Annotated in this window: 14 protein-coding genes; 6 read left to right on the forward strand and 8 right to left on the reverse strand. The window is 38.8% G+C overall.

The genetic code is table 11. The features are described 5' to 3' along the window. The first annotated feature begins 23 nt into the window (after positions 1 to 23). Positions 24 to 1,655 carry a hypothetical protein gene (locus B9A58_RS09115; RefSeq protein WP_139793815.1) on the forward strand — a complete coding sequence of 544 codons (1,632 nt, stop codon included), beginning with the start codon at positions 24 to 26 and terminating at the stop codon, positions 1,653 to 1,655. Continuing rightward, complete coding sequence (locus B9A58_RS09120) at positions 1,645 to 3,123, forward strand: DUF5723 family protein (RefSeq protein WP_084372531.1); 1,479 nt, start codon at positions 1,645 to 1,647, stop codon at positions 3,121 to 3,123. Before B9A58_RS09115 ends, B9A58_RS09120 begins: the two co-directional genes overlap by 11 nt. On the opposite strand, the gene B9A58_RS09125 is transcribed toward B9A58_RS09120, so the two are convergent. The 5 genes from B9A58_RS09125 to B9A58_RS09145 all read right to left on the reverse strand — a co-directional run bounded on the left by B9A58_RS09125 (position 3,120) and on the right by B9A58_RS09145 (position 7,455). Next, positions 3,120 to 3,848: a 1-(5-phosphoribosyl)-5-[(5-phosphoribosylamino)methylideneamino]imidazole-4-carboxamide isomerase gene (locus B9A58_RS09125; protein ID WP_084372533.1), complete on the reverse strand. Its 729-nt coding sequence runs from the start codon at positions 3,846 to 3,848 to the stop codon at positions 3,120 to 3,122. The genes B9A58_RS09120 and B9A58_RS09125 overlap by 4 nt on opposite strands. A 152-nt stretch (positions 3,849 to 4,000) precedes the next feature. Beyond that, positions 4,001 to 4,693: a response regulator transcription factor gene (locus B9A58_RS09130; RefSeq protein WP_084372535.1), complete on the reverse strand. Its 693-nt coding sequence runs from the start codon at positions 4,691 to 4,693 to the stop codon at positions 4,001 to 4,003. Between the two features lie 4 nt (positions 4,694 to 4,697). Continuing rightward, on the reverse strand, positions 4,698 to 6,311 hold the full coding sequence (locus tag B9A58_RS09135; RefSeq protein WP_084372537.1) for a sensor histidine kinase: 1,614 nt from the start codon (positions 6,309 to 6,311) through the stop codon (positions 4,698 to 4,700). A 53-nt stretch (positions 6,312 to 6,364) separates the two neighbouring features. Then, the gene (locus tag B9A58_RS09140) at positions 6,365 to 7,084 is read right to left on the reverse strand and encodes a YjjG family noncanonical pyrimidine nucleotidase (protein WP_176214736.1); all 720 of its coding nucleotides are present in this window, start codon (positions 7,082 to 7,084) and stop codon (positions 6,365 to 6,367) included. Next, positions 7,081 to 7,455 (reverse strand): ArsR/SmtB family transcription factor, encoded by a 375-nt coding sequence (locus B9A58_RS09145; RefSeq protein WP_084372541.1) that lies wholly within the window; start codon positions 7,453 to 7,455, stop codon positions 7,081 to 7,083. Before B9A58_RS09145 ends, B9A58_RS09140 begins: the two co-directional genes overlap by 4 nt. Positions 7,456 to 7,581: 126 nt before the next feature. Between B9A58_RS09145 and B9A58_RS09150 the strand changes: the two genes are divergently transcribed. After that, entirely contained in the window at positions 7,582 to 8,208 is a 627-nt protein-coding gene (locus B9A58_RS09150; RefSeq protein WP_245827048.1) for a carboxypeptidase-like regulatory domain-containing protein, read from the forward strand. Between the two features lie 55 nt (positions 8,209 to 8,263). Here B9A58_RS09150 and B9A58_RS09155 read toward each other — a convergent pair whose 3' ends face one another. Continuing rightward, complete coding sequence (locus B9A58_RS09155) at positions 8,264 to 8,590, reverse strand: hypothetical protein (protein ID WP_084372545.1); 327 nt, start codon at positions 8,588 to 8,590, stop codon at positions 8,264 to 8,266. Between the two features lie 262 nt (positions 8,591 to 8,852). Here B9A58_RS09155 and B9A58_RS09160 point away from each other — a divergent pair, with 262 nt between their 5' ends. Together B9A58_RS09160 and lipB are read left to right on the forward strand one after the other, a co-directional pair. Beyond that, the gene (locus B9A58_RS09160) at positions 8,853 to 10,535 is read left to right on the forward strand and encodes an AMP-binding protein (RefSeq protein WP_084373193.1); all 1,683 of its coding nucleotides are present in this window, start codon (positions 8,853 to 8,855) and stop codon (positions 10,533 to 10,535) included. A gap of 44 nt (positions 10,536 to 10,579) precedes the next feature. Further along, entirely contained in the window at positions 10,580 to 11,302 is a 723-nt protein-coding gene (gene lipB / locus B9A58_RS09165; RefSeq protein WP_084372547.1) for a lipoyl(octanoyl) transferase LipB, read from the forward strand. Here the strand turns inward: lipB and B9A58_RS09170 are convergent. Together B9A58_RS09170 and B9A58_RS09175 are read right to left on the reverse strand one after the other, a co-directional pair. Beyond that, entirely contained in the window at positions 11,299 to 12,000 is a 702-nt protein-coding gene (locus B9A58_RS09170) for a LytR/AlgR family response regulator transcription factor (protein WP_084372549.1), read from the reverse strand. The genes lipB and B9A58_RS09170 overlap by 4 nt on opposite strands. Continuing rightward, positions 11,997 to 13,028: a sensor histidine kinase gene (locus B9A58_RS09175; RefSeq protein WP_245827050.1), complete on the reverse strand. Its 1,032-nt coding sequence runs from the start codon at positions 13,026 to 13,028 to the stop codon at positions 11,997 to 11,999. Before B9A58_RS09175 ends, B9A58_RS09170 begins: the two co-directional genes overlap by 4 nt. 185 nt (positions 13,029 to 13,213) lie before the next feature. Here B9A58_RS09175 and B9A58_RS09180 point away from each other — a divergent pair, with 185 nt between their 5' ends. Further along, complete coding sequence (locus B9A58_RS09180) at positions 13,214 to 14,065, forward strand: hypothetical protein (RefSeq protein ID WP_084372553.1); 852 nt, start codon at positions 13,214 to 13,216, stop codon at positions 14,063 to 14,065. The last annotated feature ends 27 nt before the right edge of the window (positions 14,066 to 14,092 follow it).

Here is a 14,092-nt window from a genome sequence, read left to right on the forward strand (position 1 = left end):
TTGTGCAACTTATCAGATCTGTCTTGACTAGGAAAAATCAGTTTTTTAATACCATTTTATATGGACTGATTGCCGTGCTATTCTCCATGTGCAATGCAGGTGAATTGGATTTCAACGATATTGAATTACCACCTTACACACCAAAACTGGTTGCTCCAATAGGTTCCACAACATATACTATCACGGATTTAATTGGCAAAATAAAAGATCCCAACATAGAAATCACTGAAAATAGTGCAAAGCAACTGTCAATAGCCTATCGTGATACTACTACCTTCAATGATTATTTATCTTTGATAACGTTAGAAGATGTTTCTAATCCTGGGGTTATAGATGCCAGTTTAACCCCCATCCCAGGATCTCCTTCTAATCAAGATGTGGATATTGACCCCATTGATCTTTCTTTCGAATATACTTCTCCAAACAATGAAGAGCTGGACTCAGTAAAATATACTGCCGGCACAATCACGTTGGATATACAGAATGGCTACAGCTCTGCGATTGAGTATGAATTGACACTGAATGATATTGTTGATTTAGATACTGGCAATCCCATGGTACTTTCTGGCACATTGCCTCGTAGTGGTACTGACAATGTCAGTGCACAACTGACAAACCATAAAACAATCATAGATCAGATTTCCGATCAGAATATTTTTAGTGGCGAATTTTCAGGAACGCTTAAAGTGCTCACAGGAGACTTTGTAAATGGCACGGAATTTATCTCCTATACACTGACCATTACAGGAGCAGAATTTAGCGAAATATATGGCTGGTTTGGTGATAAAACAATTGATATAGAGAGTCGATCAATTGATATTGATTTTTTTGAAGGAATCTCCGAAAATGGATTGGTGTTTAACAATCCCCAATTGAATTTTTACATAAACAATTCGTTTGGAGTACCTATGGGACTAAATTTTGATGATGTTTCATCATCTAATGCCAATGGTACAGTAGTGAATTTATCTGGCTCAGTCACCAGCTCACCTCAATTTGTCCGTGCACCAAGTACCAGTCAGGTAGGCACGCCTGTTACATCAATTATTAATGTAGATGAAAGCAATTCGAATATGAGAGATCTTTTGGCCATTTCCCCAAATCTTTTCACAATTTCTCTAACTGCTGAGGCCAATTTCAATAATGACAATGATACGGATGAAGCAGATCGAAATTTTGTTTCTTCTGAAAGTATTGTAGAAGTAGTCACTGAGCTCAATCTTCCTTTAAACGTTAAACTTACTGACGTGACCAGAGACTTCCCAACAGGCATTGAAGGGTTTGATTTCGAAGAAGCTGATACCTTGAGACTGGTAATAGAAACTATCAACCAATTGCCCTTTGATGGCACTATGGACATGCAATTTTTGGCTGCTGATTCTTCCGTTCTTTATGAAAATCTTGATGTGCTCTTTTTCACTTCATCTGAGGTTCCCGTTTCGGGAAAGATTGAAAACCCTACAGTCACTACTTCAATTGTACCTGTCTATAGAGAAGGAGGAGGGTATGAACAATTATTAGAAGCCAGCATCCTCAATTTGGTTATCAGAGTCAATAGTTTCGAGGCAAGTGACGACACTTTTGTGAAAATATTTTCAGATTACGAATTGATTATAACAGTAGGTACTGAAGTAAGCATTAACTATGAACTTTAAACTGAAAGCACTATTACTGTTTTTACTGATACTCGGCTCTGCAAAGCTTGGCCAGGTTTATGGACAATCCGGGATTTCCCTGTATCATCTTACCAATAGTACCTATCAAGGCAATAATTATAACCCTGCATTCTTCCCTGAAGGCAAGACTTTTATAGGGCTTCCTGTAATCTCTGGAGTCATGGTTGATTTCAATAGCAGAATCAATTATGAAAATGCTATTACAACAAATGAAAATGGTGATAGAGAGTGGGACATTGACAATTTTGTTAATAATGCTAAGAAAAAAAACTATGTGAGCTTAGAAGCAGAAATATCCACACTTCATGTAGGTTGGAGAAAATCACCCACTCAGGGCTACTCCATTTTTATTAGAGAACGAATCGGAGCACGTGGTTTTTATGGTGGTAATCTAGTAAATACGCTTTGGCATGGGAATACCAGTATCGTAGGAGATGAAATTGATTTGAGCAGAACTGCAATAGATGTCAGGTACTACAGAGAATACGGTTTTGGCATTTGGAAAAGCATACCCAATAGAGGTATCAACATAGGTGTGCGTCTAAAATTTTTGAATGGAATGATCAGTGCAGTCACTGACAATAAATTTGAAGGAACTATTGGATTTGAACCAGGCACTTATCAAGCCAATTTTGATTTGAATGGTGCTACGGTCAACACCTCTGGTTTAAATATCCTTGACAGCAATGATCTCAGCTCTCATTTGATTAGCAATGGAAACCTTGGCGCAGGTATAGACATAGGTGCCCATTGGAAAATTACCAGAGAATTATCAGCAGCCGTCTCTGTAAATGATCTTGGCTTTATTAATTGGAAAGTTGACCCAGAAAATCACCAACTGGCTGACACTACCTTCCGATTTGAGGGAATTAATTTGTCTGACGTAGGAAATTTTGAAGAGGCATATCTTGATTCCCTCAAAAACAGAATTCAGGACACTACATTTAACAACTCATATACCACAGGCCTTAATACCACTTCTTATGCGAGTTTGATGTACCAGTTAACTCCCAATGATCGTTTCACGGGTTCTATTGCGGCACATATTGTACGTGGCAATTTTAGAATGATCTATTCTGCAGCCTACACTAGGAAAGTGGGGCGTGTCCTAGATGTCTCAGCTAATGTTTCAAGAATTCCGCAACAGGGCATAGACCTTGGGCTCGCTGCCGCTGTTAACTTCGGCGCCTGCCAAATCTATATGGCCTCTGACAAACTGCTAAGAATTTGGGATGTAACTAAAATAGATGCAGTAGATTTCAGATTTGGCTTGAATCTGGTGTTTAGGGGTGGTGGTAAATCTCCTAAGGATGACAATAGTGATTTGATGCACCCATCCCCTTATGGTAAAAAAGAAAAAGTGGAAAAAAGTGATGGTATTTACTGGATCATCCGAAAGCAAAAACCTCGTCCAGTGTACGAAAAGACGAAGTTTAGAGACACTTAATTTACCGCCACTGCAAATTGATCCATATCGTCAAGTGTAATTTTACCTTCGTAAAAGGCTTTTCCGAAAATCACTCCATAAACGCCCAAGTCCTGTAGTTTTCTAATATCATCTACATTTCTTATCCCTCCACTGGCGAACAAACAAAGGTTGGGAAATTGATCCAATACACTTTTGTATAAGTCAAAAGCTGGCCCTTCCAGTGCGCCTTCCTTAGAAATGTCAGTGGTTTTTAGATATTTCAGTCCTCTAGAATAGAAGTAATCGATATGTTCAAAAATGTCAATTTTAGTTCCTTTTTGCCAGCCTCCTACACGAATCAACCCATCGAGTGTATCTGCACCCAGAGCTATTTTTTCTCTTCCGTACGACATCATCCAAGAACTAAAAAGATCAGCATTATATACAGCAATAGTAGCAGAGGTGATACTTTCTGCTCCATACTCAAATGATTTGGTGATATCTCCATCTGTATGAATCCCTCCAGAGAAATTAATAGCCATATCAGTGTATCCTGACATCATTTCCAATATGTGATAATTTACAGGCGTACCTTTTTTGGCTCCATCCAAGTCAATCAAGTGTAATCGATTGATCCCATGATCTTCGAATTGACGAGCAAGATCAACTGGGCTCTGGTCGTATATTTTTCCCGAGGAATAATCTCCTCTGGTGAGTCTGGTTACTTTGCCGTCTTTGATTGAAATAGAAGGTACTAGCAGCATACAGTTTTGAATTACAGGTGAACAAATAAAACTAAAGTAGAATTACGCCAGTGCATTTCTGGCTTTAAAGAATTGTTAATTCTACAGGCAATGGAATCGAGTTCCTAAAACCACCCAAATTAGGAAATGGGCGGATACACAATATAAGGAATTTACTCCATTTTTACAAGCTTGAAACCTTGTCCATGTACGGTAAGTATATGAACTGATTCTTCCTCTTTGAGGTATTTTCTTAATTTCGCAATATATACATCCATACTTCTGGCGTTGAAATAACTATCATCTTTCCAGATTGCCATCAAAGCCACACTTCTATCTAGCGTTTCATTCATGTGGTCACAAAAGAGTTTGAGCAACTCATTCTCTCTAGAAGTCAATTTCACTTCACCAGATGGCCTTTCAAGTACGCTCTTGTCGTATCTAAACAACAAATGCCCCAACTGATAAGAGGTAATGGCCGATTTACTGTTTCCCCCATTGGTTCTCTTGAGAATGGCTTGGATCCTGAGCAATAATTCTTCCATGCTAAATGGCTTTGTCAGATAATCATCTGCTCCCAATTTCAACCCTTCAATGGTATCCTCTTTCATCGACTTAGCCGTCAAAAATATCATTGGTGTTTGCTTGTCCATGGCACGAATATCTCTTGCTAAAGAAAAACCATCCTTTTTGGGCATCATCACATCCAATATGCAGAAATCAAAACTTTCACTTTGGTAAGCTTTAAAACCCGCTTCCCCATCTTGGCACAAAACGGTTTCATATCCTTTGAGTTGAAGGTATTCATTGAGAATCTGACCCAGATTTGGGTCGTCTTCTACCAAAAGAATTTTGATTTTGCTCATCTTGTCAATTATTTAGTTGATAGGGGAGAAAGACCGTAAACTCGCTCCCTTTCTTTGGTTCGCTGCGCACCTGAATATCTCCTCCATGTGCCTCAACCATATTTTTCACATAAGAAAGTCCTAAGCCAAAGCCCTTGACGTCGTGCAAGTTGCCCGTAGGGATTCGATAAAATTTCTCAAAAATCTTAGTCATCACATCTTTGGACATCCCTATTCCTTTATCCACTATTTTAATCATGATACCCCTGGCGTGATCAATGGTCATCACTTTGATGGAGGGTTGGTCGGCTGAGTATTTGGTTGCATTGTCCAAAAGATTGTACACAATATTAGTAAGATGCATTTGATCTGCTGTAATCGTTTGATTGATAGCCTGTAAATCCTTAGAAAGAACCCCTCCCTTATTGGTAACCTGAATCTGAATATTAGACATCGCGTTTTCTATGATCTCATGAACATTCACTTCTTCGAGTTTCAATTTGAAATCATTTCTTTCGATTACGGCCATTTGAAGTACTTTTTCTACCTGAAGGCCCAGTCGCTTATTCTCATCATGGATAATCCCCAAATACCTTTCATTCAAACCCTCTGTGTTTTTGACTTGCTCATCGCGCAGCGCTTCACACGCCAGTGAGACAGTAGATATTGGTGTTTTGAACTCATGAGTCATGTTATTGATGAAATCGTTTTTGATTTCAGACAACTTTTTTTGTTTGAAAATGGTATGAATGGCATAAGAAAAACAGACCAAAATGATCACTATGAAAATCAGTGAAGACAAAAGCGTGAACCATATTTTTCCTAGCAAATATCTTTGCTGACCTGGGAATCTTACTACCAAATAACCTGCTGCTCCCATGATGTCATTGGGAAACAAGCTTGCTCGTAGATCAGAAGATTGTAGTTCATTCCTGCTGTCTGCAATTTTCTCTATGGTAAACTTTTCCTCTAGCGGATCGAAGATGCCAAAATCATAAGGCAACTCTATCCCGCGATCCAACAGGCCATTTCTCAACAACGAATCAGCTTCTATTACGTCTATTCTGCTCTTTAGTGATTTCACACCTGCAAACAACTCATGCATAGCCAGCTGAACATACTCACTTTTTTTAGCGATTCGCTTGAGCCTTTTTTGATATTCGATATTGTTCGTGATGATGGAGTCCACTTCTCCCTCTTTGATGAATATTTGCTCTTCAGGATTGTCAGATGGGGTTTCGGTCAGTTTAATCGAAACGTTTTTGAGCTTGGGATCATCTTTTTCTGAATCAAAGTAAAAACTCAACCACTCTGGCCGCTTGCTGGTGTCCTTGGCATAATCCTGCACTTGGATCACTTTCTTTTCAAATGTACTTTCAATCAGTTCATATTGAGTCGAGTCATTTTCAGATGGGCTTTTGAAAGCAAAATTTGTGTGGAAATTATCAACAGCCACAATCATGGCTTCTTTCTTTTCCAATTTCTCAGCTACCGTGTTTAGCGCATCTTGCACGTCTCTCTTAAAGGCCTCCTCATTTGCACTTATAATGCTCTCAATCCAATAAACCTGAAAAAACACAAGGCCTACAAGTGAGAGACCCATAGCCACAATCAATCCACGAATTGCCATTTGATTCATGCTCCAAATTTACGTTTTAGGAATAGTAACGATTAGTATTTAACCAATTTTAACTACCCTCTTCTATCCAGAAATTCGATAAGTTGAGCCAATTGGCTGATTTCTTTTGTTACCTGCTCTGAATGATTGTTTTTCGTTGGATTGTAATACACCTGATCCATGCCAAAATCTCTGGCTCCTTTTATATCAGTCATCAAATTGTCCCCAATCATCAATGATTCTTCCACAGCTGCACCCGTATGTTTTATTGCATACTGGTATATCCCAGCGCTTGGTTTTTTATGACCCGCTTTCTCTGAAGTTATGATTTTATCAAAATACTGACCCAACCCAGAGTACTGCATTTTGATTGATTGCACCTCCTCAAAACCATTAGTTATGATATGAAGATCAAATTTATCTTTACAATAATCCAACACTTCAAACGCTCCGTCAATAACCTTTTCCTTTTGGGAACACTCCTTTAGGAATTTGGCATTGAGATCTACCAGCAAATCCTCTGGCATTTTTTTTATATTGGCATCAGCTGCTTCCATGACGATTCTGAATCGATTATTTCTCAGAAAGAACTTATCTATTTTGCCTATTTCTAGGTCAGCCCAAAGTTTTGTGTTTTCACAAAAGAACACGTCACGAAAAGTAACAGCATCAACTATTCCGTACTTCCCTAGATCGTATCTGTGATATAGATCAATTAAAGTTTCAGACGCATTGGCGTCCCAGTCCCAAAGTGTATGATCAAGATCAAAGAATAAATATTTATATGATTTCAATATTGTAATGGCTTTTTATTGATGGACAACTCCCTATTTGAATGTAACACTTTGAGTATTTCTAAATCTTTTTGCAATTGTTGATCCTTATTCAAATATTTGAAAATTTGTGATACCATACCCATCACCTCGTCTTTGATCTGATAAAAGACCCACTGATCCTTTTTTCTGGCATTGAGTAATCCTGCATGCTTTAGGTACGTGATATGTCTTGAGGTTTTGGTTTGTGTAAAATCCAGAACATGCTCGATATCTGAAATGCTTAACTCATTTTCATTGAACAATAAAAACATAATTCTTACACGCGCTTCTTCAGAAAATGACTTAAATATCTGAGAACCAAATTGAAGGTTAAAATGCTTTAGCTGCATGGATTCGATATTTTATGTATTGAAAGCGTCTCTGCCAACAAGCAAAGATTGCTGAATTATTGTGTAGCTTTGTACGCTTAGAAAACCAACAAGTGCAAATTAGCATTAATTAAAGAAAAAGAATCGGTGAAGCACATTTTAGCAGGTCTCTTCGGAATTATATTCATATTTTTTGCTTTTGTTTCCCAAGGGCAGACTGATCAGAAAATCATACAATTTTCAGGAATTGTACTGGGCGAGGATAGCACATCTGGCGTGCCTGGCGTACATATTTTTGTTCCTAAAGGTGGTCGTGGGACTACATCCAATCCTTATGGTTATTTTTCGATGCCAGTGCTTGAAAAAGACAGCTTAATCATCAGTGCAGTAGGCTATGAGAAAATGCATTTGATCATTCCAGAAGGTGCAAGTGAGAGCTATACCGTGATTATAGAATTGTTGCCTGACACGACCTTCTTGCCAGAAGTAGAAGTTTATCCATTCCCTACGGAAGAGTTGCTCAAGGAAGCCATTTTGGCCATGGAAGTGCCTTATCAATATCAATATAGGAACATGCAACAAAGCCTAGATCAGGCCATGCTCAATAAGATGTACAAAAATCTCCCTATGAATGCTGGAAACAATTACAACTACTATGTAAACCAGCAAATGGTCACCTATAATGCCCGCTTCCAGACCACCTCTCTTCCCTTGCTCAATCCATTTGCCTGGGGAGAATTCATCAAATCTCTGAAGAAAAGCAAAAAGAAGTAAAGAGAAAAGGGGCACGATTTGCCCCTTTTCATCAACCAACCGTAAACTATTATCTTTATTCTTCGAGCTGATAAATAATCGCCGAACTCGATTCCATGATCAAGTTGCTCTGCCCGATCAGCATTCGTAATTTCTGACTACTCGCCTCCTGCATTGGAGTCAATTCGCCAGTCAGAATTAAATTAAAATCTTGATCAAATACCTGAACAGGTACTGGACAAGACACACATTCGTCCACTTTCAAATTTTCTGTATCTACGATTTCCAAGATCTGAGTCTTGGCACTTGATTCTGTATTTTCATTTTGACCCTCGGAATGAGCTTGAAGAGTAAAACTGAATGTCACCAGGGATAATGCGAGTAAATAGGTGTGCGTTTTCATGAGTAATATATTTTGAGTAATTGACCTTGCCACTTTTGTAACCAATCCAATGCCAACTATTTTAAATTGCTGTTTATCAGTATCTTATGGCAATTATAAGATGAATTCTCATGTCTCTACTGTTCGCATTTGTACAGAAAATAGGTCAATCTTGTACAGAAAACCTTTTCTTACCTACAGTCGTAGTTAATTTTTCATTTTGATGCTGTGATGGTTTTTGGCTTTCAGTTATATTGTTGGGTGCAACAAGAAGTTGATAGACATGAATGAAAAATTGGACATTGATAATCTACCTACTCTCACAGAAATGCTCTACTACTGGGAACGAGAAAAACCTGAGGGCATCTTTCTCAAACAACCCTTTGGCAATCAATGGATCAACTTCTCTTGGGCGGAATCTGTAGGTCAAATACGAAGAATGGCCAACTACCTCTCTGAACTTCATCTGCCACCTCTCAGCAAAATTGCCCTTGTCTCTAAGAATTGTGCCCATTGGATATTGGCTGATCAAGCCATCACTATGGCCGGGCACGTGGTAGTCCCCATCTATCCAACACTCACGGCTCCCCAACTCAATGAAATATTGGTACACAGTGACTCTCAGATTATATTCACTGGGAAGCTTGATGACTGGGAAGGCATGAAAGAAGGAGTACCAAGTGACATGAAAGGTATAGCACTACCCCTCAGCTCAGAGAAAAATTATGCCAACTGGGACGAGATAATAGAAAATACTTCTCCAATAACAGATGACCCTGTCCCCAACCCTGAGCATCTTGTTGCCATATTATATACCTCTGGAACTACGGGCACACCCAAGGGCGTCATGCTGAAACATAAGAATTATCAGCTGGCAGGCAGAGCAATAGAAAAGGTGATAGAAGTGATATCAAAGCCCCACGTTCTGTTTTCTTACCTTCCACTCTGCCATGTAGGTGAGCGGATGGCAGTAGAAAGCACCTCCATATACTCTGGAGGTACCATCTCTTTCGTAGAATCAATAGACACTTTTGCACAAAACTTACAAGATACCAGACCCACCATATTTTTTGGTGTGCCTAGAATATGGTCGAAGTTTCAATTGGGCGTGTTGGAAAAACTGCCTCAAAATAAATTAAATCTCCTTCTCAAAATTCCTTTCCTGGGTAATTTCATAAAGAACAAAATCAAAAAAGGACTGGGGCTAGACCGAGCCGAAATCGTCATCACCACTGCCGCTCCTTGTCCAAAGGCACTATTGGACTGGTATGATAAAATAGACATACCATTGCTTGAACTATATGGAATGACAGAAAACCATGGTGTATGCACGATTATGCCAGTCGAAAAAACAAAAATTGGGAGTGTGGGCAAGGCCTACCCAGACGCTGAACTGATGATAGATAAAGAAACTGGTGAAATAAAAATGAAGGCAGACTGGATGATGGCAGGTTATTACAAAGAACCCAATTTGACTGCACAAGTGCTCGCCAATGGGTATTTGCACACGGGAGACATTGGTGAACTGGATGAGGAAGGTTATCTATTCATCACTGGCAGACTCAAGGATACTTTCAAAACAGCAAAAGGAAAATTCGTTGTGCCTGGGCCCATTGAGTGGGGGTTTGCTCTTAATAATGATGTAGAACAAATCTGTGTGCTGGGTAGAAATTTGCCTCAGCCTATTGCCTTGGTTGTGCTGTCTGAGATCGGAATGAGAAAATCGCCAGAACAGCTACTGACTAGCTTGACAAATACCATTGGTGACATTGTGGAAGATTTGGTGAGTTATGAAAAACTCAAAAAAGCCATTATCGTTCAAGAACCCTGGAGTGTAGAAAACGGTACGCTCACACCTACTATGAAGATCAAAAGAAACATACTAGAAAAACGCTATGTGAATAAACTCGAAGCATGGTACAATCAGCCGGAGACCGTGATTTGGGAGCAAATTCCAATCGTTTGATCTAGTTGGTTCTTTGTAATTTTGAGGGAAATAATTGGAGCGTGATGAACGAAGTGCTGAACAAACAAACAAAATTTATTGATCTGGGCTTAATTGACTATCAAGAAGCTTGGGACTATCAAACTGAGCTGTTCGACAAGTCCGTTAAACTTAAAATTGAGAATCGAAAAAGAGAGCCCGAAGATCAAGTCTTGACGCCTAACTACTTGATTTTTTGTTCTCACCCCCATGTTTATACCCTAGGCAAGTCTGGTGACCAAGCCAATCTTCTCCTTGATGAAAAGGGATTAAAAGAAAAGCATGCCACTTTTTACAAGATCAATCGCGGTGGAGACATTACCTACCATGGGCCAGGCCAGCTTGTAGGCTATCCAATTTTGGATTTAGACAATTTCTTCACAGACATACACAAATACCTCAGATTGTTGGAAGAAGCGATCATCCAGACGCTAGCTGATTATGGCATTGAGGCTGGAAGGATTGATGGATTAACGGGCGTCTGGATTGAAAAGAGCAACCCACTAAAAGCCAGAAAAATATGCGCCATGGGAGTGAAATCTAGCAGATGGGTAACCATGCATGGATTTGCCTTCAACGTGATGACAGATTTGAACTATTTTCAAAACATCATCCCCTGTGGCATAGATGACAAGGCCGTCACTTCTTTGGAATTTGAATTAGGTAAAAAACCAGATATGGAAGAAGTACAGGAAAAGCTAAAAAGCCATTTAGCTGATCTGTTCGAATTTGATCTGATTGAAGCCTAAAGTACAATCTTACCCAGCTTCTCCATCACATCTACTTTGTAATTTCTCCCTACAGGAATGCTCTCATTGTTGAGCTCCACTTCGCTGGCAGAGTAGCTTTCTATCTTAGGAATATTAACAATGAAAGATCTGTGTACTCTAATGAAATGATTTGGCGGCAGCTTGGTTTCGAGCACACTGATTTTCTGATGGGTCACTACCTCCTTTTCGGCCGTTTTGATTTTCACATAATCTTTGATGCTTTCTATATACAAGACGTCCTTTAAGCTCACCCGAATCATTTTTTTATCGCATTTGAAAAAGATAAAATCATCACCTTCTGAACTTATGGAAACCTCCACTTCTTTCAACTGATTCAATGCTTTGGACACGGCCTTCATGAATCGATCAAACGAAATAGGCTTCAATAGGTAATCCAGTACTTCAAGCTCAAATCCCTCTAAGGCATATTCACGGTAAGCAGTGGTAAAAATGACCTTGGGCGGATTAGTCAATGTTTTCATGAATTCGATCCCTGTCAACTTGGGCATTTGAATGTCTAAGAAAATCAAGTCCACTTGTTCACCAGACTGGATATATTCAAAGGCTTTGATTGCGTTTCTAAACTTACCCACCAGCTCAATGGAATCGATACGTTCTACGTACGATTCAATTACTTCAATGGCCAAAGGCTCGTCATCTACAATTATACATTTCATGCCGTTTTCTTAAGGTTTATTTCCATCAATACAGTAAAGGTCTTAGTCCCATCTACAATATCCAAACGGTAGTCGTCCCGATAAAGCAAATCAAGTCTACGTTTCACGTTTTTCAGCCCAATGCCATGTTCATGATCATCTAATCTCTGCGTCTCACTCTTACTATTCTCAATGCTCAGCTTGAGCGTATTTTCTAAGATTGACAAGTCCAGATAAACCCAAGATTTATCTAATTCCTCATTGACGCCATGTTTAAAACTATTTTCCAAAAAAGGCAAAATAATCATAGGTGCCACATATACGCCATTGGTCTCTCCAGTGATCATTGCCTTGATATCCAAATTGTCACCGTGGCGCATTCGTTCTATTTCAATATAATTCTTAATGAAGTTTAATTCATTGTCAAGAGGGACTTTGGGTGCGTTGCACTCATAAAGCATATAATTAATCAATTCAGACAGTTTTAGTACCATCTCAGGTGCTTGGTCTGATTTTTTTAGCGTAAGCGCATAGAGATTGTTCAAAGTATTGAAAAGAAAATGTGGGTGTATTTGCGTCTTTAGAAATTTGAGCTCAGCCTCAAGCTTTTCATGTGCTAGTATCTGCTTGTCTTGCTGATTGACGTACCAGTGTTTCAATATCTTAATAGTTGTTGCCAGAAATACAACAGGGTAAATCTGAACAATTCCTTTAAAAATTTTGAATATCTGTAGTACAGGTTCGTTCAGATACTTTGGATAATACAGTGGATACTCCACATAGTAGGTGATGAGGCGATAAATCGTGCCCCCTGTCAAAGCTGATGCAATCAGTAAAAAAGCAAAAGAAACCCACTTGCCTTTCAGTACATATTTGGGTAGGAGGACATATATGGTGTAGTAGGTAATTACAAGTTTTACAGGCAAATAGATGGCTTGGTCTATAAAAGCCAGCTCCCACTCTCCCTTGTAGCTACCCCATAAGGCGGCATGGAAAACCACATAGCTTAGCCAAAACAAAATATGGCTAAACAGCCTGTTTTTGAACAATTTTCTAATTTTGATCTCAAGATTTCCCACTGCAACAAATATACGTTTTCAACTGGTTATTATTTTCACCAAACCACATACAACCAATTGCGGCCTATAAAGGGTATAAAATCACCAATTCAGGTACACATCAGGCTTATTGCGAAATTCAACTTATAGTTGAGTATTGATTTTATTATAGCTTAATGTCAAAACTGTCAATTGCTTATGATATCACACATTTTTTTAAGAAAACCAGAAATTTTGATTTATTTAGCACAGAACAAAAAGGTACTATGCGCAATTTCATCTTTACGGCTACACTAATAATTATTGCAAATTTCTCTTATGGACAGGATCAATGGCTGATAACAGCCAAGTTGGACACCATATACGGCAAAATCATGTTACAAGCTGGAGATCCATTCAAAGCTGATGAAGCACGCGTAAAGACTGGTAAGGATAAGGAATACTATAAGTCCTATCATCTTAGGTCTGTTCATTTAGAGGATGGTAAGGATTTTGAAGTTTTGAAAATAGATGAGAGATATCAATTTGCTCAAGTGGATTTAAGGGGGAAGTACTTTACACAATACTTGTACTTAGACCCATCCTCAAGCAATGCTTCAAACTATGTGTTAAAAGTACTTGTAGATTGGAAAGGAAAGCAATATAGAGTCAGCAATCTTACTGCTCGCAAAAAATTTGCTGCCATTTTTGAAGACTGCAAGACAGTAAGTGAAAAGATTTTATCTGGTGACTTGAAAAAAAATCAGCTGGACAAAATATTTGCTGAGTATGACGATTGTATAGACAAAATAAACAGTAGAATTGCTCCAGCACAAGAAATACTCCCAATGTCAGAAGATATAGAAATCTTTATCTCTGATCTAAAATCCAAAGACCTTTATCAAGGTGACCTGTCCATGATGATTGATGACATCAATCAAAAATTGATGAATCAGCAAAATATTCCTAAATATTTACAACAGGCCGTATTGGAGCAACTTGGTGATGATGAGGAACTAAAGAGCCAGTTTCTCATGCTAGTGAACTAAACTTAGACTTTCAAGGAATGTTTACAT

Origin of the sequence: Reichenbachiella faecimaris (assembly GCF_900176375.1) — a bacterium.
Lineage (GTDB): Bacteria > Bacteroidota > Bacteroidia > Cytophagales > Cyclobacteriaceae > Reichenbachiella > Reichenbachiella faecimaris.

Excerpts from the sequence above, each read along its gene's own strand:
- B9A58_RS09120 (WP_084372531.1), top strand. The coding sequence starts at position 1,645 with ATGAACTTTAAACTGAAAGCACTATTACTGTTTTTACTGATACTCGGC.
- B9A58_RS09125 (WP_084372533.1), bottom strand. The coding sequence starts at position 3,848 with ATGCTGCTAGTACCTTCTATTTCAATCAAAGACGGCAAAGTAACCAGA.
- B9A58_RS09130 (WP_084372535.1), bottom strand. The coding sequence starts at position 4,693 with ATGAGCAAAATCAAAATTCTTTTGGTAGAAGACGACCCAAATCTGGGT.
- B9A58_RS09135 (WP_084372537.1), bottom strand. The coding sequence starts at position 6,311 with ATGAATCAAATGGCAATTCGTGGATTGATTGTGGCTATGGGTCTCTCA.
- B9A58_RS09145 (WP_084372541.1), bottom strand. The coding sequence starts at position 7,455 with ATGCAGCTAAAGCATTTTAACCTTCAATTTGGTTCTCAGATATTTAAG.
- B9A58_RS09155 (WP_084372545.1), bottom strand. The coding sequence starts at position 8,590 with ATGAAAACGCACACCTATTTACTCGCATTATCCCTGGTGACATTCAGT.
- B9A58_RS09160 (WP_084373193.1), top strand. The coding sequence starts at position 8,853 with ATGAATGAAAAATTGGACATTGATAATCTACCTACTCTCACAGAAATG.
- lipB (WP_084372547.1), top strand. The coding sequence starts at position 10,580 with ATGAACGAAGTGCTGAACAAACAAACAAAATTTATTGATCTGGGCTTA.
- B9A58_RS09170 (WP_084372549.1), bottom strand. The coding sequence starts at position 12,000 with ATGAAATGTATAATTGTAGATGACGAGCCTTTGGCCATTGAAGTAATT.
- B9A58_RS09180 (WP_084372553.1), top strand. The coding sequence starts at position 13,214 with ATGTCAAAACTGTCAATTGCTTATGATATCACACATTTTTTTAAGAAA.